The 18910-nt window shown below is 67.3% G+C and carries 17 protein-coding genes; 13 read left to right on the plus strand and 4 right to left on the minus strand.

All coding sequences use genetic code 11. The annotated features are described in order from the left end of the window. Positions 1-162 precede the first annotated feature (162 nt). The gene (locus ACFWDI_RS02375) at positions 163-1719 is read right to left on the minus strand and encodes a M4 family metallopeptidase (RefSeq protein WP_385300844.1); all 1557 of its coding nucleotides are present in this window, start codon (positions 1717-1719) and stop codon (positions 163-165) included. A gap of 1420 nt (positions 1720-3139) precedes the next feature. On the opposite strand from ACFWDI_RS02375, the gene ACFWDI_RS02380 reads away from it, so the two are divergent. The 4 genes from ACFWDI_RS02380 to ACFWDI_RS02395 are packed head-to-tail and all read left to right on the plus strand — an operon-like array spanning position 3140 to position 7074. Further along, positions 3140-4246: an extracellular solute-binding protein gene (locus tag ACFWDI_RS02380; protein ID WP_385300845.1), complete on the plus strand. Its 1107-nt coding sequence runs from the start codon at positions 3140-3142 to the stop codon at positions 4244-4246. Further along, on the plus strand, positions 4228-5121 hold the full coding sequence (locus ACFWDI_RS02385) for an ABC transporter permease (protein ID WP_385300846.1): 894 nt from the start codon (positions 4228-4230) through the stop codon (positions 5119-5121). The genes ACFWDI_RS02380 and ACFWDI_RS02385 overlap by 19 nt, the downstream gene beginning before the upstream one ends. Continuing rightward, on the plus strand, positions 5108-5944 hold the full coding sequence (locus ACFWDI_RS02390) for an ABC transporter permease (protein ID WP_385300847.1): 837 nt from the start codon (positions 5108-5110) through the stop codon (positions 5942-5944). The genes ACFWDI_RS02385 and ACFWDI_RS02390 overlap by 14 nt, the downstream gene beginning before the upstream one ends. A 5-nt stretch (positions 5945-5949) precedes the next feature. After that, positions 5950-7074, plus strand: coding sequence for an ABC transporter ATP-binding protein (locus tag ACFWDI_RS02395; RefSeq protein WP_385300848.1), 1125 nt, complete (start codon positions 5950-5952; stop codon positions 7072-7074). 144 nt (positions 7075-7218) lie between these two features. On the opposite strand, the gene ACFWDI_RS02400 is transcribed toward ACFWDI_RS02395, so the two are convergent. The 3 genes from ACFWDI_RS02400 to ACFWDI_RS02410 form a co-directional block, all read right to left on the minus strand. Continuing rightward, complete coding sequence (locus tag ACFWDI_RS02400) at positions 7219-7374, minus strand: hypothetical protein (RefSeq protein ID WP_385300849.1); 156 nt, start codon at positions 7372-7374, stop codon at positions 7219-7221. A gap of 306 nt (positions 7375-7680) precedes the next feature. Beyond that, on the minus strand, positions 7681-8442 hold the full coding sequence (locus ACFWDI_RS02405) for a DeoR/GlpR family DNA-binding transcription regulator (protein ID WP_385301219.1): 762 nt from the start codon (positions 8440-8442) through the stop codon (positions 7681-7683). 136 nt (positions 8443-8578) lie between these two features. Beyond that, positions 8579-10681 carry a SpoIIE family protein phosphatase gene (locus tag ACFWDI_RS02410; RefSeq protein ID WP_385300850.1) on the minus strand — a complete coding sequence of 701 codons (2103 nt, stop codon included), beginning with the start codon at positions 10679-10681 and terminating at the stop codon, positions 8579-8581. A gap of 200 nt (positions 10682-10881) precedes the next feature. Here ACFWDI_RS02410 and ACFWDI_RS02415 point away from each other — a divergent pair, with 200 nt between their 5' ends. The 9 genes from ACFWDI_RS02415 to tgmB all read left to right on the plus strand — a co-directional run bounded on the left by ACFWDI_RS02415 (position 10882) and on the right by tgmB (position 18774). Next, positions 10882-11673, plus strand: a complete 792-nt coding sequence (locus ACFWDI_RS02415) for an amino acid ABC transporter ATP-binding protein (protein WP_385300851.1) — start codon at positions 10882-10884, stop codon at positions 11671-11673. Positions 11674-11721: 48 nt separating this feature from the next. Beyond that, complete coding sequence (locus tag ACFWDI_RS02420; RefSeq protein WP_385300852.1) at positions 11722-12561, plus strand: glutamate ABC transporter substrate-binding protein; 840 nt, start codon at positions 11722-11724, stop codon at positions 12559-12561. A gap of 76 nt (positions 12562-12637) precedes the next feature. Continuing rightward, positions 12638-13303, plus strand: coding sequence for an amino acid ABC transporter permease (locus ACFWDI_RS02425; protein ID WP_385300854.1), 666 nt, complete (start codon positions 12638-12640; stop codon positions 13301-13303). Continuing rightward, positions 13300-14247: an amino acid ABC transporter permease gene (locus ACFWDI_RS02430; RefSeq protein ID WP_385300855.1), complete on the plus strand. Its 948-nt coding sequence runs from the start codon at positions 13300-13302 to the stop codon at positions 14245-14247. The genes ACFWDI_RS02425 and ACFWDI_RS02430 overlap by 4 nt, the downstream gene beginning before the upstream one ends. Before the next feature lie 375 nt (positions 14248-14622). Next, positions 14623-15546, plus strand: coding sequence for an ArsR/SmtB family transcription factor (locus ACFWDI_RS02435; RefSeq protein ID WP_385300856.1), 924 nt, complete (start codon positions 14623-14625; stop codon positions 15544-15546). Between the two features lie 160 nt (positions 15547-15706). Further along, a complete protein-coding gene (locus ACFWDI_RS02440) occupies positions 15707-16804 on the plus strand; it encodes a chemotaxis protein (protein ID WP_385300857.1) in 1098 nt (365 codons plus the stop codon). Between the two features lie 66 nt (positions 16805-16870). Beyond that, on the plus strand, positions 16871-17497 hold the full coding sequence (locus ACFWDI_RS02445; protein WP_385300858.1) for a hypothetical protein: 627 nt from the start codon (positions 16871-16873) through the stop codon (positions 17495-17497). A 139-nt stretch (positions 17498-17636) separates the two neighbouring features. After that, positions 17637-17828: a putative ATP-grasp-modified RiPP gene (gene tgmA, locus ACFWDI_RS02450; protein ID WP_327321779.1), complete on the plus strand. Its 192-nt coding sequence runs from the start codon at positions 17637-17639 to the stop codon at positions 17826-17828. A gap of 16 nt (positions 17829-17844) precedes the next feature. Then, positions 17845-18774 carry an ATP-grasp ribosomal peptide maturase gene (gene tgmB, locus ACFWDI_RS02455; protein ID WP_385300860.1) on the plus strand — a complete coding sequence of 310 codons (930 nt, stop codon included), beginning with the start codon at positions 17845-17847 and terminating at the stop codon, positions 18772-18774. Positions 18775-18910 lie beyond the last annotated feature (136 nt).

The following is an 18910-nucleotide window of genomic DNA, read 5'->3' on the forward strand; positions in this document are numbered from 1 at the left end:
TTGGGTCGCCGCCCGCGACATTTTTTTATAAGCCCCCCCCGGCGTCATGGATACCGCCCCTAACGGCCGCGGGGCACTTCTACCGGGGGTGCTCCGTGAAGAAGTCCCGCGAGGACCTGATGGACCTAAGGAACACCTGGCTCTACGGCAAGCGGGAGCCGGTTACTTCACGTTGACCGCGCCCCAGGCGGCGGCGACTGTCTTCGCCTCCGCGCCGTCTGCTCCGTACAGGTCGTTTGCTGCCTTCACGGTCGCCTCACGGGCGGCCTTGTAGTCGGTCGTCGAGGTCATGTACGTGGTGAGGGCCTTGTACCAGATCTTGTAGGCCTTCTCCCGGCCGATCCCGGTGACCGTCGAGCCGTCCGAGGTCGGGGAGTCGTAGTCGACCCCGTTGATCGTCTTCTTGCCGCTGCCCTCGGACAGCAGGTAGAAGAAGTGGTTCGCGATGCCGGAGGAGTGGTGGACGTCCGAGTCGCCGGCGCCGGCCTTCCACGCGTCCAGGGACTTCCCGTCCTTGCTGGGCTTGTCCATGTAACGCAGGGGCTTGCCGTCGCCGTTGATGTCGATCTCTTCGCCGATGAGGTAGTCGCCGACGTCCTTCTTGTTGTTGGCGAAGAACTCGACCGAGGTGCCGAAGATGTCGCTGGTCGCCTCGTTGAGCCCGCCCGACTCACCGCTGTACTCCAGCTTGGCGGTACGGGAGGTGAGACCGTGGCTCATCTCGTGGCCCGCCACGTCGAGCTCGGTGAGGGACTTCTTGTCGCCCTCGCCGTCGCCGTACGTCATGCAGAAGCAGTCGTCGTCCCAGAAGGCGTTGACGTACGACTGGCCGTAGTGGACCCGGGAGTACGCGGCCTTGCCGTCGTCGGCGATGCCATTGCGGCCGAGCTCGGTCTTGTAGAAGTCCCAGGTCATGGCGGCGCCGTAGGCGGCGTCGACGCCGGCGGTCTGCCGGTCGTCGTTGGTGCCGCTGCCCCACTTGTCGTCGTCGTCAGTGAGCAGCTTGCCGGTGCCGCTCTGGCCCTGGTTCAGGTCGTAGGTCTTGTGGCCGCCGCGCTCGCCGTCGGTGAGCTCGAAGCCGGAACCGCTCTTGGTGGTGGAGAGGGGGACCTCGCCGCTGTACTGGCTGGCGCCGGTGCCGGTCTCGACAGCTTCGTACTGGTGCAGCTTCTTGCCGGTCGCTGCGTCGGTGACGATGTGCAGCTTGCTGGGCGTACCGTCCTTCTGTACGCCGGTCTTGACCGTCTCGAAGGCGAGGACCGGCTTGCCGTTGGCCGCCCAGATCACCTTGCGGGCACCGGCCGCGGCCTTACGCACCGCGTCGGTGGTCGCCACCGATATACGGGCGTCGTTCGCCTTGTCCACGCCCCTGAACTTGCCGTTCTTGGCGGTGTGCGTGACGAGGTCGCCGCCCAGGACGGGCAGTCCGTCGTACGTGCGCTCGTATCGGGTGTGCACCGTGCCGTCCGCGTCCTTGATGACGTCACGGACGACCAGCTTCTCCTTGGCGCCGAGGCCGAGCGCGCCGGCGGCCGAAGTAGCGTCCGCCTGGGCGGACTTGATTGCCGCGTCGCGCGCGGAAACGCCCGTCGGGGCGGGGGTGGGGCCGTCTGCCCGGCCGGGAGCGCCGCTCGCGGATCCGGCCTGTACGCCGACGACGACCATGGCGGCCGTGGCCACGAGGGCAGCGGCGCGCCGGGTGTTCTTGTGGGGGGTCATGCGATCTCCATCGCTCGGTCTGTGGGGGGTTGATCAACCGCCGAGCGTGCCACCGAACGAACGAATTTGACGGAGTTTCGACAATTACCTCACAAATTTTTGACCAGTTCTTGTCCGACTGGGCGCCTCCGGTGTCCGTTATCCGGTGGACTCCAGCGACTTGTGCCAACTCTCCGCAGGGGCAGCTGAGTTGGCGGTCATCGCGGGCGCGGCGTCGCGCGCACCCGGCGTCGCGCGCACCCGGCGTCGCGGGCGGCCCCGGACCTTCTGAGCGATCCGCATGTGTGGGTCATGGGTATCGGCTGCAGAATTCAAGGAGGGTGAGCGAATGAACGAAGCCTCGGTCTGAATTCAGCATGGTGTGAGCCCAGGAAGCGTCAACACTTTTGCAGGCAGCATCGGTTGCATGGCCCTGGACGAGAATGACAGCGCCCGGTTAAGCCCTGAGTAACTGACTCATGCGGCACGGGTGGGACGGCGAGCCGGCGAGGAGCGCATAGTCGTTCATCGCGAAGTGGTCGATGGCCATGCGATCCTCCGATCTGTCAGGCGGCTGCCCGGACCGTGGTGCTGTGCAATGGGGGGCGTCGTTGCGGCGGGGCGGTAAACGCGGTGGAGCGAATTTCGGAGGGCGCAAGAAAGGGGATCCGGGACCGTGTGACGTCGGACCCGGGTTTGGTGCGGGGGTGGAGCGTGCGGGGGCGGTGCCACACGGCCTGCGTGGGGGTCGCCCGGGGCCGCGAACGGTCGACTGCCGTCTCGCGCTACGAAACCTAGGCCGGGCACCAGCGGCCCGGAAGTGTACGTTCCATCCACTGGACGGCCATTCAGTGGATGTCTCGCACATGCGGAAAGGGTGCGTAAACGGTCCAGGTTGACCGAAAAGGTCGGCCGTTCTGTGCTCACCACTTCGCCGGTGGCGTGGTCGGCCCCGGCGCGCAAGGTCGCGGCCGGGACCGCGGCGCGGATGCGCGGATCCGCTGCGGAGGCGGCTGCCGCCCGGGCCCGGCGCGGAGCGCGGTCCGTTGCTGACCGGCGCAGGCGACGGTTCTTCCGCGAAGGGGAACGCCTTCACCTCTACTGCGGGTTCGTGCCTGGCACACTCCGGCGTCGTCCGAGTGTGATTGCCGGAAAACAATCGTTGACGGCCGGACAATCGAACCCTATGGTTTGCGGCACGCGGTCGGCGGTGTGACGCAGCCACCGCGACGAATCATGGATTGTTCGAGATCCATAGGTTCGCGACGCGCCAAGGCATAAGCGGAACCCGCAAAGCCACAGCGATTCGTCGACGGCCCCGGAGTTGCGGCCGCACTCTCCACTCCGCCATGAGACGGCGTAGATCCCCCTTTGCTCAGCCTGAAGTTGTCATCGTCCGATTCCCGCATGCGTGGAAATTCCAAGAGAGGCCGTGCCGAAAATGACGCAGCCAACGACACCCATCAGCCGGCGGTCGATTCTGAGGACGGGAGCAGGTGCTGCGCTGGCGGTCCCGTTCGCGGGAAGCCTGCTCACCTCCTGCAGCACCAAGTCCACCAACACCGCGCCGGCGAACAAGACCGTGACGGTCACCTCGTACGGCGGCTCCTACAACGACCAGCTGACGAAGACCATCCTGAAGCCGTTCGAGAAGAAGACGGGCATCCGCTCGACGCTGCTCGCCAACACCAGCCTGGCGGCCCTCAAGACGCAGGTGCACTCCGGCGACGTGCAGTGGGACCTGGTGGAGCTGACGGCTCCGGAGTACGTCCAGGCCGTCAACGAAGACCTGCTCGAGAAGTTCGACTACGGCATCATCAGCGACAAGGGGCTGCCTTCCTACGCGAAGGCGGAGTACGGCATCAAGTACCTGAGCTTCCTGTTCGTGATGGCCTGGGACCAGAAGCACATCCCCGACGGGCAAGCACCCAAGAACTGGGCCCAGTTCTTCGACCAGAGCAGATACCCCACCAAGCGCTCGGTGTACGGACAGCTGTCGGACAGCTCGGTGCTGGAAGCGGCGCGGCTGGCCGAGGGCATACCCTTCGACAAGATCTATCCGCTGGATGTGGACGCCGCGCTGCGTTACCTGGCGAAGCACCCCGGACGCGACAAGCTGATCTACCACACGGCCAATCAGGAGCCCGTCCAGCAGTTGACGTCGGGCGAGGTCACGCTGTCCACCAGCTTCAACAACCGGATCAACGCCGCTCGCAAGGACGGGGCCAGGCTGAACTTCTCCTCGTCCAACGGTGTCCTCGCCGGCGACTACTTCGTCGTCCCCAAGGGATCGAGGAACAAGGAAGCGGCGTTCCGGCTGATGAACTTCATGAGCAACGACGCAGATGCCGGAGCCGACTTCGACCAGACGACGAACCTGACGCTGGCCAACACCCCCGCGCTCGCGAAGCTGCCCGCCGCTGTCGCCGACACTCTTCCCACCAGTCCGAAGCTGGCGGAGAGCATTCTCGTACGCGACGACGAGTGGTGGGCGAAGAACCTCAAGGCGACGGAGCAGAGGTTCAAGCTGTGGCAGGCGGGAAGCTGACAATGCCCCTCGCCGCCGTAGCGCCTGCGCAGGCCTGCGACACGTCCCGCGGACGCCGGTTCCGCGTCCGCGGGACGTGGTTGCTGCTCCTCGCGCCGATCGCCGCTTTCGACGCCATCCTGTTTCTCACCCCGCTGGGGACGCTCGTCTCCTCCAGCATGGAAGACCAGGCCTACCAGCGGGTGCTCGAAGACCCGCTGGTGATCAAGTCGTTGATCAATACGTTCGAGATCAGCGCGGTCTCCACCCTCGCGACCGTCGTGATCGGCTACCTGCTGGCCTGGGCGATCTGGCGCAGTGGCGCGCTCACGCGGGTCGTCCTGTTCGCCCTGGTCCTGCTGCCGTTCTGGACCGGAGTCCTGGTGAAGAACTTCGCCTGGGCGGTCCTCCTGCAGGACAACGGCCTGGTGAACGGCGCCCTGCAGGGACTCGGGCTCACCGACCATCCGCTGACGCTGCTGCACAACCGGTTCGCGGTCGTGCTGGGGATGGTGCACTACCTCCTGCCCTACGCCGTGTTCCCGATCTTCGCCGCGCTGGCAGCGATCGACAACCGGCTGGAGCTGGCCGCGCGTTCCCTGGGCGCCGGCGAGCTGTCGGTCTTCCGCCGGGTCATCCTTCCGCTCACTGTGCCGGGCGTCTCGGCCGCCGGGCTGCTGGTGTTCATCATCAGCACCGGCTTCTTCATCACACCGGTCGTGCTCGGTGGTCCGGGAGATCAGATGATTGCCAATCAAATCGACTTCTACGCCATGGAGTTGACCGACTTCGCCGGGGCATCCGCGCTCGCGCTTGTGCTGACCGCCATCGTGAGCGTGCTCGTGGCGGTCTACCAGCGGATCCTCCGCGCGGGAGGTGCCCATGAGGTCGGCTAGTTCTCGGCTTTCCCCGGCGCTGCTCGCCGCCGTCCCGGTTTTCGTGTTCCTCGTCGTACCCACCGCGATCGTGGTGCCGATGGCGTTCAACCACAGCCGGTACATCACCTTCCCGCCGGATCGGTTCTCCACCGACGCGGTCACCGGATTCTTCGGCGACACGGCCTGGATCTCGGCCGTTCTGGCGAGCCTGCAGGCCGCGGGTATCGCCGTGGTACTCGCGGTGCTGCTGGGCGGAGCTGCGGCGGTGGCCCTGCACGGGCGGCAGTTCCCGGGGCGGTCCGCGGTGACCGGGGTGATCCTCGCTCCGATGATCGTCCCCGCCGTGGTGCTGGCGCTGGCGTTCTACCAGTTCTTCAACTCCGTCGGACTCGTCGGCACGATTCTTCCGATCGGCCTCGCCCACGCCGTGATCGCCACGCCGTACGCGTTCCTCACCGTGCGCGCCAGCCTCTCCGGCCTCAATCCGGCCCTGGTGCGCTCCGCGCAGAGTCTGGGAGCCGGCACAGCGTCCGTGGCACGGTTCGTGTATCTCCCGGTCATCCGGCCCGGTCTCGTCGCGGGCGCGCTGTTCGCCTTTTCCGTCTCCATCGACGAGACGGTGATCGCGCTGTTCCTGCAGTCGCCGAGTGCGACCACGCTGCCGGTGAAGATGTTCACCGACATTCAGTACAACCTGACGCCGAAGATCGCTGTCTCCTCGGCCATGTTGGTCACCGTCGCCACTCTCGGACTGCTCGTACAGGTCCTCTTCATGCTTCGCCGCCGTTCCATCGCCCGGATGCTGCCGTTGACGACGGTTGCCGCCGACCAGACAGGGTGAGTTCCATGACAACCTCCGCTACGCTCCCGATCGCTGACTCGCCGGTCGTCGGGACTCAGGAAAACGGTTCCATCGAACTGCGCCGGGTGCGTAAGACCTATGGCGACGTCGCCGCGGTCGACGACCTCGATCTGACCGTGCAGCCCGGCGAGTTCGTTACCCTGCTCGGCCCCAGCGGTTCGGGCAAGACCACCACCATGATGATGGTTGCCGGCTTCGAGGATCTCACCTCCGGCACCGTGCTGATCAACGGCGAACCGGTCGACAAGCTGCCGCCGAAGGACCGCAATCTCGGTGTGGTGTTCCAGAGTTACGCGCTGTTCCCCCACATGAGCGCCCGGGAGAACGTCGAGTTCGCCCTGCGTATGCGTAAGATCCGGCCGGCGGAGCGGCGCCAACGGGCCGAGGAGGCCCTCGAACGCGTCGGTCTGGCCAAGCTGGGCGACCGCCGTCCGCGCCAGCTGTCCGGAGGACAGCAGCAGCGGGTCGCGCTGGCCCGCGCCCTGGTCTTCAATCCGTCGGCACTGCTCCTGGACGAGCCGATGGCAGCGCTGGACAAACGGCTGCGCGAGCAGATGCAGGAAGAGATCAAGACCATCCAACGGTCTCTGGGGATCTCCGTACTGTTCGTCACCCACGACCAGGACGAAGCCATGTCCATGTCGGACAGAATCGTCGTGATGCGCGACGGCAGGATCGTGCAGCAGGGCGCTCCTGAGGACGTGTACGCGCATCCCGCGACCGACTGGGTGGCCAACTTCCTCGGCGACACCAATCTCCTGCCGTGCAGCATCGTGGAACGCTCGGGCGACACGGCCGTCGTCGACCTCGGCCGGCTCGGGATCTGCCGGGTGCAGGACCGCGGGGCCAAGGGTGATCGGTACGCGGTGTCCATCCGGCCGGAACATCTGGCGTTCATTCCCGCCGAACGGGACGAGAACAGCGCGAAGGGCCGAGTGATGTCCTCCACCAACCTCGGCGCCACCATCCGCCACCGGCTGCTTGTGGGGGAGCAGGAGCTGTTGATGCGGGAAATGTCCCCGAGCTCGCGCACCGCCGCCGAACTCGACGCGGATGTGTGCGTCGGCTGGGAGCAGGACCACGCACAGTTGCTCGTCCTCGACGCCTGACCGGACACGCCCGTTGGGAGCGACGGGCCTGCCGACACACACCCGCACGAGGCAGGACCGCCTCGGGCTCCTTCGAGTCGCCCGGTCGGGCGGCGGGCAACCCCGCCGTCCGCCGGGCCGTCCTCTGTTCGCTGTATGTCACCGTCATATGAAGGTGGTTGACGGCACTCCCCGGCCGGGAAAGCTCCACATCTGCGTGAGGGAGCCCTCGCTGCAGCGGTAGCTCTCGGAGACATCGGTCAGCAGCCCGGAGTGCTGGGTGAGCAGGTCCTCCATCGCCTCGACATTCCGTTGGCACACAGGCGGGCCCCTCTCGTGGTCGACCTGCCGCCGGTTCCTTACATGCCGGGCGGCGCGTACAACCGAGCGTGAACAGCCCAGTTGTGGCGGTGACCAGAGGCTAGGACGGGGCGTTTGCTTTTACGGCCTTGTCGGCATGCCGCTACCTTGTCGCGCTCTTGTCGTCCCAGTCGCAGCGAGGCGCGGTGGCACTGCTGCGCCCCTGCTCGGCGGCCCGCGCGGACAGATCGGGACCTGACGGCAACATGGCGAGCAACAGTGAGGGAAGCCCCAGGACTTGAGTCCGGGGTTGGAGTCCCGGTCTGCTCACACCCGGATGACCTGGGGGCCCAGCAGCGCGTAGCGCTGGGCCTCCACAGCGGTGAGCGAGGTGTCGGTGATGATGGCCTCGAACTCCGGTACCTCGGCGAACCGGCAGAAACTCACTGCGCCGAACTTGGTGTGGATCCCCGAGAAGATCCGGCGCCGGGCCGACTTCATGGCCTGCGCCTTGACATGGCCGACTGCCGGATCGGGGGTGGTCAGCCCGTACTTACGGGAGATGCCGTTGGCTCCGACATACGCCAGGTCGATCACCAGGCCGGCCAGCATGTCGGTCACCCAGTGATCCACGGTGGCCATCGTGTTGCCCCGCAGCCGACCGCCCAGCAGCAGTACCTGCGTGTTCCCCCGCCCGGCGAGCGAGCCCGCGGTGGTGAGCGACGCCGTGACGACGGTCAGCGGCCGCTCCTGGGGCAGCGCCTCGGCGATCAGCTGCGGGGTGAAGCCCTCGTCGATGAAGACGGTCTCCGCCTCCCCGAGCAACTCAACTGCTGCCGCGGCGATTCGGGCCTTCTGTGGCACGTGCCGGGTGGTGCGGGCTGCGAGTGTTGTCTCGAATCCGGCGCTCTCGACGGGGTAGGCCCCTCCGTGCGTACGGCGGACCAGGCCGCTCTCCTCCAGCACCCGCAGATCCCGCCGCACGGTCTCCAGGGACACGGCCAACTCCCCCGAGAGGGCGGCGACTTCCACCGATCCATTGCGTCGCGCGACCGTGAGAATGGCACGCCGACGTTCGTCGCCGTCCAGGGTCATCTCCTCTTCTGTGTGTCGAAGGGCCCTGGTCTCCCCTGTGAGCCTCCATGAATTCTCCACACGATCCATCGGCATTGACCAGGATGGCTGTACTGGGCATGAGTGTATGAGCAGCACTGCTCAGCCGGCCTCAGGCCGTCGGCGTCGCCCCGGTCGCGGGCCAGGGCCGGACCCTGGCGATGAGCAGGGCCACGTCGTCGTGGTCTCCGGGGTGGCGCAGAGAGTGCAGAAGCACGTCACAGGTCTCTTCCAGAGACCGGGGAGGGGCGGCGAGGAGGGCCAGGAGGGTCTGCAGACGTTCATCGATGGCCTGGTCGCGCGTTTCGACCAGGCCATCGGTGTAGAGGACCAGATCATCGTGGGGGCGCAGATCGAGCGCAGTGGTCTGGAAGTTGACGTCGCCAACGCCGAGCGGGGCGCCAGTGGGCACCTCGAGCAGTTCGGGGGGCAGGCCAGGGCGTACCAGGGCCGGCGGCAGGTGCCCGGCGTTGGAGATGAGGCACTGGGACTGGTGGGGATCGTAGACGGCGTAGATGCATGTGGTGATGGTCTGCACCATTCGGTCGGCGATGCGGTCGAGGTGGCGCAGCACCTGGGCGGGGTCGAGGTCGAGTTCGGCCAGCGTGCGGGTGGCGGTGCGGAGCTGGCCCATCGTGGCGGCGGCGCTGATGCCGCTGCCCATGACGTCGCCGACGACGAGGGCGGTCTTGTCGCCCGTGAGCGGGATGACGTCGAACCAGTCGCCGCCGACCTCGCTGGCGGCCTGGGCCGGCTCATAGCGGTACGCAATCTCCAGACCGGGTTGGTCCGGTGGCTGCTGAGGCAGAAGACTGCGCTGGAGAGTGAGTGCGGTATTGCGCACCTGCTGGTACCAGCGGGCGTTGTCGATGCACACGGCCGCTCGCGCGGCCAGCTCGCCGGCCAGGATCTCATCGTCGGTGTTGAACGGTTCAGGGTTGCGGGTGCGCTTGAGGTCCAGGGCGCCGAGGACTTCGCCGCGAGCGATCAGCGGCACGGCGAGGTAGGAGTGCACCCCCGCCGTGGCCAGCAGCCTTGCGGCTTCGGGACTGCGGGCGATACGCAACAGGTCGTCGCTCTCCACGTGGGGCACCCGGACCGGGCGGCCGGTGATCACGCACTGGGTGACCAGCCGGTCGGCCTCGTACCTGGCGACCTCACCGGGCGGATCAGCGGCGCGTACGGCATCGGTGGGGTGCGCGGCGGCCACGGCGAGAGCCCGGAACACCGCGGGGCCTTCGTGGATCGCGATGGCCCCACGGGCGTTCAGCACACTGTCGAGCACGTCCACGGCGGCCACGTCGGCCAGCTCCGGTACGGACACTCCGGCGAGTTCACGGGCGGTCTGGTCGAGGTCGAGCGTGGTGCCGATGCGTATGGTGGCGTCAGCAACGAGCGCGAGGCGTTTCCGGGCCTGGACGACCTCAGCGGTGGCGCGATACCGCTCGGTGACGTCCACGACTGAGGTGGCCACCCCGAGCACTTCCCCGTTGGAGGACTCCAGCCGGTAGAACGAGACCGACCAGGCGTGCTCGCGGTCCGGATCGGCCGGGGTGCGCCCGACCGACTCCTGGTCGAGCAGCGGAACGCCCGTGGCGAGAACCTCGCGCATCGCGGACTCGATGGCCTCCGTGTCCAAAAAAGGCACGGCATCCCGGACGTGACGTCCAACATGCTCGGCGGCCGGCAGGCCATTGATGCGTTCGAGTGCCGGGTTGACGCTGACGTACCGCAGATCAGTGTCCACCACCGCCAGCCCGATCGGGGACTGAGAGACCAACCGGGTGGACAGGGCCAGGTCCCGCTCCACCCGCAGCAACGTCGCCTGGTCGGTGGCGAGGCCCAGTGCGTAGAGCTCCTTCCGGTGGTCCTCCAGCCGCATATTGCGGAACTCCACCAGCAGCGTGCTGCCGTCCTTGCGTCGTACGGGGAAGGCACCCGCCCAGTTCCCGTCGCCCACCATCACCTCGGCGAACAGCTGGCGCACCAGTTCCACGTGCTGCTCATGGACCAGCAACCGATCTGCGAAGCGGCCGAGCGCCTGCTCGGCGGTGTACCCGAACAACTCCTCGGCCTGCGGGCTCCACAGCGCGATCCGGCCGTACGCGTCCAGTACCACGGCGGCGACGCTCAGCAGATCAAAGAGCCCCCCGGGCTCGGATGTGCCGCTTCTCGGCCGGGTGGGTTCGGCAGGGAAGGCATCGGCTGCACACATCCCAGGATCTCCTTCCGCCCGCCGCCACTCGATCCGGTGCCGACTCCGGCCCGCGGCGTCGCCGTGCGCATGGTCCGGTGCCTCCTATCGTCTCTCTCCCCCGGCTGATCTTGCACCCGTGTTCCCGATTCGAAACTCGCACGGTCAACCCGCATCGGCGCCCGGCATTCAGCGTGCGACCGGCTCGAGGAAGTCGGACTATGAAGCCGAAGAGCGGAGTAACGGTGACCCAGGAAACTGCCACCCGCGGCACGGGCGACGCGCTGGTCGTGCTGCGCGACGTCAATAAGCACTTCGGCGCGCTCCATGTCCTCCAGGACATCGACCTGACCATCGCCCAGGGCGAGGTTGTCGTCGTCATTGGGCCGTCCGGGGGCGGGAAGTCCACACTGTGCCGCGCCATCAACCGCCTGGAGACCATCGACTCCGGCGAGATCGCCATCGACGGCAAGCCCCTGCCCGCCGAGGGCCGCGAGCTGGCCGCACTGCGGGCCGATGTGGGCATGGTCTTCCAGTCCTTCAACCTCTTCGCGCACAAGACCGTGCTGCAGAACGTGACGCTCGGCCAGATCAAGGTCCGCAAGAAGGACAAGAAGGCCGCCGAGGAGCGGGCGCGCCTGCTGCTCGACCGGGTGGGTGTCGCCTCCCAGGCGGACAAGTACCCCGCGCAGCTCTCCGGTGGCCAGCAGCAGCGGGTGGCGATCGCCAGAGCGCTGGCCATGGACCCGAAGATCATGCTCTTCGACGAGCCGACATCCGCGCTCGACCCGGAGATGATCAATGAGGTGCTGGAGGTCATGCAGCAGCTCGCCCGGGACGGCATGACGATGGTCGTCGTCACCCATGAGATGGGGTTCGCCCGTTCGGCCGCCAATCGCGTGGTCTTCATGGCGGACGGCCGGATCGTGGAAGAGACGACACCCGATCAGTTCTTCAGCAACCCGCGCAGCAACCGCGCCAAGGACTTTCTTTCGAAGATTCTTCACCACTGAGCCGGCCCCTTGAGCACTCCGGATCCTTGAGCACTAGGGATGATCACCATGAAGCTTCGTATGGTCTCTGCCGCAGCAGCCGCTGCGCTCGCGCTGTCCCTGACCGCCACGGCCTGCGGATCCGGCGACGGCGACAAGAGCAGTGCGGGCAGCGGTGACAAAAAGATCACCGTCGGCATCAAATTCGACCAGCCAGGCATCGGACTGAAGACCCCGGACGGCAAGTACACGGGTCTCGACGTCGACGTGGCGGCGTACGTGGCCAAGCAGCTCGGCTACAAGCCCAGCGACATCGAGTGGAAGGAAGCCAAGAGCGCCGACCGCGAGACGCTGCTCCAGCGCGGCGATGTCGACTACATCGTGGCCTCCTACTCGATCACGCCGGAGCGTCAGAAGAAGGTCGACTTCGCCGGCCCCTACCTGCTGGCGCATCAGGACGTCCTGATCCGGGCGGACGACAACTCCATCAAGAAGCCCGAGGACCTGAACAACAAGAAGCTCTGCTCGGTCACCGGGTCCACCTCCGCGCAGAACGTCAAGACAAAGATCGCGCCGAAGGCTCAGCTGCAGGAGTACGGCGGCTACTCCGAGTGCCTCACCGGTCTGGAGAACAAGGTCATCGACGCCCTGACCACCGATGACGCGATCCTCGCCGGCTACGCCGCACAGCCCGAGTTCAAGGGCAAGTTCAAGCTGGGCGGCTTCAAGCTGAGCAACGAGAACTACGGCATCGGTGTCCAGAAGGGCAGCGAACTCAAGGCCAAGATCAACACAGCCCTGGAGAAGATGGTCAGCGACGGTTCCTGGCAGGCGTACGTCAACAAGAACCTGGGACCGGCCGGCTACAAGAACGAGCCCGCACCGAAGATCGGCGTCATCGTCAGCTGAAGCGGGTGCCTGACCGGCGCGCCGCCCATCGCTGCGGCGCGCCTCGCCCTTCACACACGCGGAAGGCCGGGAGATCGTGTTCGACTTTCTTGAGGGTTACGACGTGCTGGGGGCCTTCTGGGTGACGGTGCAGCTCGCCTTCTATTCCGCAGTCGGCTCGCTGATCTGGGGAACGCTCCTGGCGGCCATGCGGGTCAGCCCGGTGCCCCTGATGCGCGGCTTCGGCACCTCCTACGTCAACGTGGTGCGGAACATCCCGCTGACGGTGATCATCGTCTTCACCTCGCTGGGCCTCTTCCAGACACTCGGCGTCAATCTCGGCGCGGACGACTTCAACACCATCAATTTCAGGCTCGCCGTGCTCGGCCTGACCGCCTACACGTCCGCCTTCGTGTGTGAGGCGCTGCGGTCCGGCATCAACACCGTGCCCATCGGCCAGACGGAGGCAGCGCGTGCCATCGGCCTGAGCTTCACCCAGGTCCTGCGGCTGATCGTCCTCCCGCAGGCATTCCGCTCTGTGGTGGGTCCGCTGGCGAACGTGCTGATCGCCCTCATCAAGAACACCACGGTGGCCGCCGCGATCGGTGTCGCCGAGGCCGCGGCGCTGATGCGGCAAATGATCGAGAACGAGGCTCAGCTCATTCTCATCTCCGGCATCTTCGCGTTCGGATTCATCTGCCTCACCCTCCCGACCGGACTGTTCCTCGGCCGGGTGAGCAAGAAGGTGGCGGTGAAGCGGTGACCTCCGTCCTGTACGACGCCCCGGGGCCGCGCGCCAAGCGGCGCAATGTCCTGTTCACGGTGGTGTTCGTGATCGCGCTGGCAGCGCTGATCTGGTGGGTGGTCCAGAGCCTCATCGACAAGAACCAGCTCGAATGGGCCAAGTGGAAGCCGTTCTTCACCGATTCCCGTGCCTGGTCGACGTACCTCGTGCCGGGGCTCAAGAACACGCTCAAAGGCGCCGCCCTGGCCATGGTCATCGCTCTGCCGCTCGGAGCGCTCTTCGGTATCGCGCGGCTCTCCGACCACTGGTGGGTACGGGGCACGGCCGGAGCCTTCGTGGAGTTCTTCCGTGCCATCCCGGTGCTGATCCTGATGCTCTTCGCCAACGCGGCGTACGCCGAGTACACCGACATCAGTCCCGACAACCGGCCGCTGTACGCCGTGGTCACGGGCCTGGTGCTCTACAACGCCTCGGTGCTCGCCGAAATCGTACGGGCGGGCATTCTCTCCCTTCCCCAGGGGCAGTCCGACGCGGCCAAGGCGATCGGTATGCGCAAGAGCCAGACCATGCTGTACGTGCTGCTGCCGCAGTCGGTCACCGCGATGCTCCCCGCTATCGTCAGCCAGCTGGTGGTCATCGTGAAGGACACCGCCCTCGGCGGCGCGTTGCTCGGCTTCTCCGAACTGCTGGCATCGGTCCGCCCGATGAGCGCGAACTACGGGGCGAACACCATCGCCAGCTTCACCGTCGTCGCCGTGATCTTCGTCGTGCTCAACTTCGCGCTCACCACCTTTGCGAGCCGGCTGGAAGGCCGGCTGCGCCGTGGCAAGAGGTCCACCGGCGCGGTGGTCGGCGTCGACGCGGTCGAGGAACTCTCGACGCCTGGCGAGCACGTCGGCCCGGAAGAGCTGGGCGGCGGAGGGGGACGGGCCGGGGGCGGGCCGGCCGATCGGACGAAGTGACAGGACGAACTGACGACAGGTGAGTGACTCTGCGGCCTCTCTCCTCAGGGAGACCGATGCGAAGAAGCCAAACCCTCTTCCGGGCGAGGAGGGGGCGATGGGAGGGCAACCATCAGGGGGATGCCGCTCGTCCCCACCTATGGTCGCGCCGATGCCGGGGCGGCCGCGGCCCACACAGGGCCTGTGAGCGAAGGAGGCGGTGTGCTCCGCATTCACTTCACCCCCCACGACCTGCAGAACATCCGAATCGCTCCGCAGCCCGACCCATTGTGGGAACTGGTCTGCAGTGTGTGCCGATTACAGACCGGACAGGGACGGCTCGAGTTCGGCGACTGGCGTAGCTCGGCCCACCACAGGCTCCGCACGGATCCGCTGGTGAATCGTGCCCTGCATCTGCTGCGGACAGTGATTCCCCCTTCCGGCTACATCCCGGACTTCCTCACCCCGCCGGTCCCCGGCGCCGATCTGCCCGCGGGCCTCGAGCAGGTGCGCCTCACCCCGCACAGACAGCTGGTCCGCGAGATGTCGAGGCTGGCCGAGTCCCGCCCGATCCCGGGCTGGACCTCGCTCGGCGGTCCTGGTCGCGATGCGCTTGCCTCGCTGACAGGCGCACTGGCGACGTATCACGGGGCACTGCTGCGGCCGTACTGGTCCCGCATCCGTACCGCTGTCGGCAACGATGTCAGCCGGCGAGCGCGCACCCTGCTGGAAGGCGGCACACAGACGTTGCTGGACGGATTGCACCCGCTGGCGCGGTGGAACTCCCCGGTGCTGGAGGTGGATTACCCCGTCGATCGCGACCTGTACCTGGAGGGGCGCGGACTGCTTCTCGTTCCCTCGTACTTCTGCTGGCGTCGGCCGACCGCCCTCGCGGATCCGGCCCTGGCCCCGGTGCTCGTCTATCCGGTGGCGAAAGCGCCGCTCGACGTCGTGCGGGGGGCGGAGGACGGACTGGAGCGGCTGCTGGGCCGCACCCGGGCTGCGGTGCTCACCGAGGTGGCCGACAGAAGCACCCGGACCACTTCGGAGGTGGCCGAGGCCGTGGGGGTCTCACTGCCCAGCGTGAGCTATCAGATCAGCGTTCTGCGCGACGGGGGTCTCGTGACCAGCCGCCGCGAAGGCAAGTACGTCCTGCATGCGGTGACCCCGTTGGGGCTCCAGCTGCTCGGCGCCGGCATGCCGGTCCCGGCGGAGTCGCTGGGCGGCGACGTCGCTGCTGGAGCCGGGAACGCCGACGCGGCCCGCTCGATGCTCGCCCCCGCCGGCCTGGGCCGTGATCAGGAGATCGTGCGGCGCTGAGCCGGCTCCCCGCGCATCTTCTGCCCCAGCGACGAAGTGGACATATGGTTCATAGTGTCGATCTGGTGGCCACGCAGGCACGGCTGTCCGGACTCGTCGCCATCGGCTGCGACGACCCCTCCCGTCGCGAACGACGCCTGCGCGTTCTGAAAGGGTTCCGATGCACCCGGCTCTCAGCTCTGCTGCCCTCTCCCTGCTGCGACAGCAGCGTTCCTATCCGGCAGTGACGGTTCTGATGCCCACTCATCGCCGCGAACCGGACAACGCGCAGGACCCTGTCCGGCTGCGCAATCTGATGGCCGAGGCCAAGGGTCAGCTTCAGGCCGATCCGGCTGTCACCCGGGACAGACGGATCGATGTCACCGAGCAGTTGGACATGGCTCTGGCGGAGATCGATCTGGTGCATGCCGAGGACGGGCTGGCGGTCTTCGCCGCGCCGGGAGAGCACCAGGTGTGGTCGCTGGGCCGTACGGTGCCCGAGCGTGTTGTGCTCTCGGACACCTTCCTGACCCGCAACCTCGTTTCTGCGCAGGCCGCCGAGCACCCTTTCTGGGTGCTGGCCGTCTCCTCCGACCGCGTCTCTCTGTGGAGCGGCGGAGCGGAGCGCGTCGTCGAGGAGGCTAGGGGGGCGTTCCCACTGACCCGGAGCCTTGAGGACCCCGATGCCGAGCGCCAGGAGCGGATCGGGGATGTGCCCAGCACCTTCAGCGACGAGCAGACCCGCCAGTTCCTGCGGGAGGCGGACGCTGCGATGGGTGCCGTACTCAAGTCCGATCCGCGGCCCCTGTATGTGGCCGGCGAAGCGGTGGCGCTCGCTCTTCTCGACGGTGTCGGAACAGTGGCCAAGGGGACTGCCACCCACATCCCGCAGGGAGGGCTGGCAACGGGACCCGCCGACGCCGTGTGGCAGGCCGCACGGCCGTTCGTCGAGGCCCGGGCCGAGAAGGAAGTCGCCCATGTCCTTGAGGAACTGGACAAGGCCCGGGGACGACGGGCGTTCGCCGCCGGGGTCGACGAGATCCGGCAGAACGTGACATCCGGCCGGGTCGCGCTGCTGGCCGTGGAGGAGAACTACCGGGAAACCGTCCGCGAGTCCGGCGACCACCTGATGCCGGCGGAACCCGGTGATCTGGATGCCCTCGACGACATCGTCGACGAGATCGTCGAGCGGTCCCTGGACACGGGCGCAGAGGTGCGCTTCGTGCCTGACGGCACGCTTGCCGACATGGGCGGAATCGCGAGCGCCCTGCGCTACTGAGCTCACGACACGGATGGGCAACCGAGGGGGGTGACCCTCAGTCACCGACAGTGAAAGGGAACCCCGATGACGGCATGCGTGAAGGGCCGGGAGAGCGCGAGGCGTTTGGCCGCTGTTGCGTTGACGCTGATCACTGCCGCCTCGAGCGCGTCCGTCCTCGTTTCGTGCAGCACCGGCAACGGCGACACCGGCAGCAGTTCGCCGTTCAGCCCCCGCCCGACGCCTCCCCACATGTCTGCGTTCTCAGGTACGCCGCCCTCCGCCCTGGCTTCAGCGGCCGCCTCGGCCCGCGCCAGAGCGTCCGCCGCGGCGGCGTCCGCGTCTGCTGCCGCCTCCGCCTTCGAGTCTTCCGTCTCGGCCGAGGTGGCCCGTGCGAACGCAGCGGCCGCTGCCGAGCTCAAGAAGGTGCAGGGCAGCGGCAACGCGACGTCCGACGTGTCACTGACGGGGAAGCCGCGGGCCCAGACCGGTGGTCTGGTCGCCGCCGTGGTCAGCATCACCAACCGCACCGACCAGAAGGCGTCGTACGCCGTGCAGGTCGACTTCACCGACCCCTCCGGCAAGGTGGTGGAGAGCAGAATCGTCGGCGCGGAGGACCTCGATCCGGGCGAGAAGGAGCAGCCCATCGCCATCAGCCGCAAGCCCGCCGACCTGAACCTGACCCCCAGGATCGCCAAGGCCCAGCGGTACTGACGGTTGGGGCCCCTCGGCGATGTGACGTCCTTCACGCCACTTTGGGCCGGATGTGACGGTACGTAGTGAGACCGCTGCGCCTTCGGTACGTACTGTTACGTGTGGCGCAGGACCACGCCAGGGGAACTCGAGGAGACTCATGCGACCGTTTGTGTTGAACTACGCGCGTCCGGCCGAGAATTCAGCAGTCACCGATCCCTACACGTACGACTCCGCCCTGCAGTTGAACGTCCTGTCCGACGGACGCCCCGCCATCGCGGACCGGGCGGTGCTCCTGGCGGCCGGTACGACGACCTCCACTGCCGGTTCGCAGACCCACTTCGACGACTGACCGGACCGGCGCATCGATGACTGTGCTGATTCTGACCTGTCAGCAGGATGTGACGACGGACATGGTGGTGGCCGGTCTGCACGAACGGGGGATTCCGCTGGTGCGATTGGATCCCGCTGATCTCCCCGGCGAGGCCGCACTGTCGGCGGAGTTCGTCAGCGGCGACTTTCGGGGCTATCTGTCCTACGACGGGCGCTTGGTGAGCATGAGCGGCCTGCGTTCCATATGGGTGCGCAGGCCGGGGGAGCCCGCGGCACACGCCTCCGAGCCGTCGGAGTGGCTCACCGCCGAGTCCGGGCAGGCGCTGTACGGGATGCTCAACTCCACCACGGCGCGCTGGATGAACCATCCCTGCGTAGCCGCGCAAGCCCGCTGCAAGCCATGGCAGTTGAGCGTCGCCCATCGCAGCGGTTTCGCCGTGCCGCCCACGCTCATCACCACCTTTCCGCGCGTGGCCCGCCAGTTCGCGGCGCAGTACCGGGAGATCGTGGTGAAGTCCACCTCCGGTCCGCCGCGCAGCGATCCACCGGTCACGCTGCCCACCACCCGCATCGGGCCGGAGACGGATTTCTCCGGCGTCGCGGCCGCCCCCACCCTGCTGCAGAAGTACATTCCCAAACAGGCCGACATCCGGCTGACCTGCGTCGGTGGACGGCTGTTCGCTGCCCGGAAGATCTCGGCGTCCGGCCAGGTGGACGGGCGCTACGGCACCACCGGTCAGGCCTGGGAGCCCGCCGAGGTGCCCGACCGCATCGCCAGGGCCGTCCACGACTTCACAGGCCTTGCCGGTCTCGCCTACGGGGCCTTCGATTTCGCCGAGGACGCCGAGGGCGTCTGGTGGTTCCTGGAGTGCAACCAGGGCGGCCAGTTCGGCTTTGTCGAGCTGGAGACGGGGCAGCCCATCGCCGAGGCGGTCGCGTCGTGGCTGGCGTACACAGCCGCGTAGGCGGAGCTGGGAGGGGATGCGCCCACAGGCTCGCTCAGGTACCCAAGGGCGTTCACGCCCATGACCGGCGGTAGCTCACCACCCTGCCGTGTTGTTCACCCTGGATTCGCCGAAGACGGCCCTCATGGGCACCCGA

The organism is Streptomyces sp. NPDC060064 (assembly GCF_042736455.1).
Lineage (GTDB): Bacteria > Actinomycetota > Actinomycetes > Streptomycetales > Streptomycetaceae > Streptomyces.

Bases quoted from the DNA above. Each gene is read 5' to 3' on its own strand.
- tgmA (WP_327321779.1), top strand. From the start codon at position 17,637: ATGCGACCGTTTGTGTTGAACTACGCGCGTCCGGCCGAGAATTCAGCA.
- ACFWDI_RS02420 (WP_385300852.1), top strand. From the start codon at position 11,722: ATGAAGCTTCGTATGGTCTCTGCCGCAGCAGCCGCTGCGCTCGCGCTG.
- ACFWDI_RS02375 (WP_385300844.1), bottom strand. From the start codon at position 1,719: ATGACCCCCCACAAGAACACCCGGCGCGCCGCTGCCCTCGTGGCCACG.
- ACFWDI_RS02445 (WP_385300858.1), top strand. From the start codon at position 16,871: ATGACGGCATGCGTGAAGGGCCGGGAGAGCGCGAGGCGTTTGGCCGCT.
- ACFWDI_RS02395 (WP_385300848.1), top strand. From the start codon at position 5,950: ATGACAACCTCCGCTACGCTCCCGATCGCTGACTCGCCGGTCGTCGGG.
- ACFWDI_RS02380 (WP_385300845.1), top strand. From the start codon at position 3,140: ATGACGCAGCCAACGACACCCATCAGCCGGCGGTCGATTCTGAGGACG.
- ACFWDI_RS02440 (WP_385300857.1), top strand. From the start codon at position 15,707: ATGCACCCGGCTCTCAGCTCTGCTGCCCTCTCCCTGCTGCGACAGCAG.
- ACFWDI_RS02390 (WP_385300847.1), top strand. From the start codon at position 5,108: ATGAGGTCGGCTAGTTCTCGGCTTTCCCCGGCGCTGCTCGCCGCCGTC.
- ACFWDI_RS02415 (WP_385300851.1), top strand. From the start codon at position 10,882: ATGAAGCCGAAGAGCGGAGTAACGGTGACCCAGGAAACTGCCACCCGC.
- tgmB (WP_385300860.1), top strand. From the start codon at position 17,845: ATGACTGTGCTGATTCTGACCTGTCAGCAGGATGTGACGACGGACATG.
- ACFWDI_RS02410 (WP_385300850.1), bottom strand. From the start codon at position 10,681: ATGTGTGCAGCCGATGCCTTCCCTGCCGAACCCACCCGGCCGAGAAGC.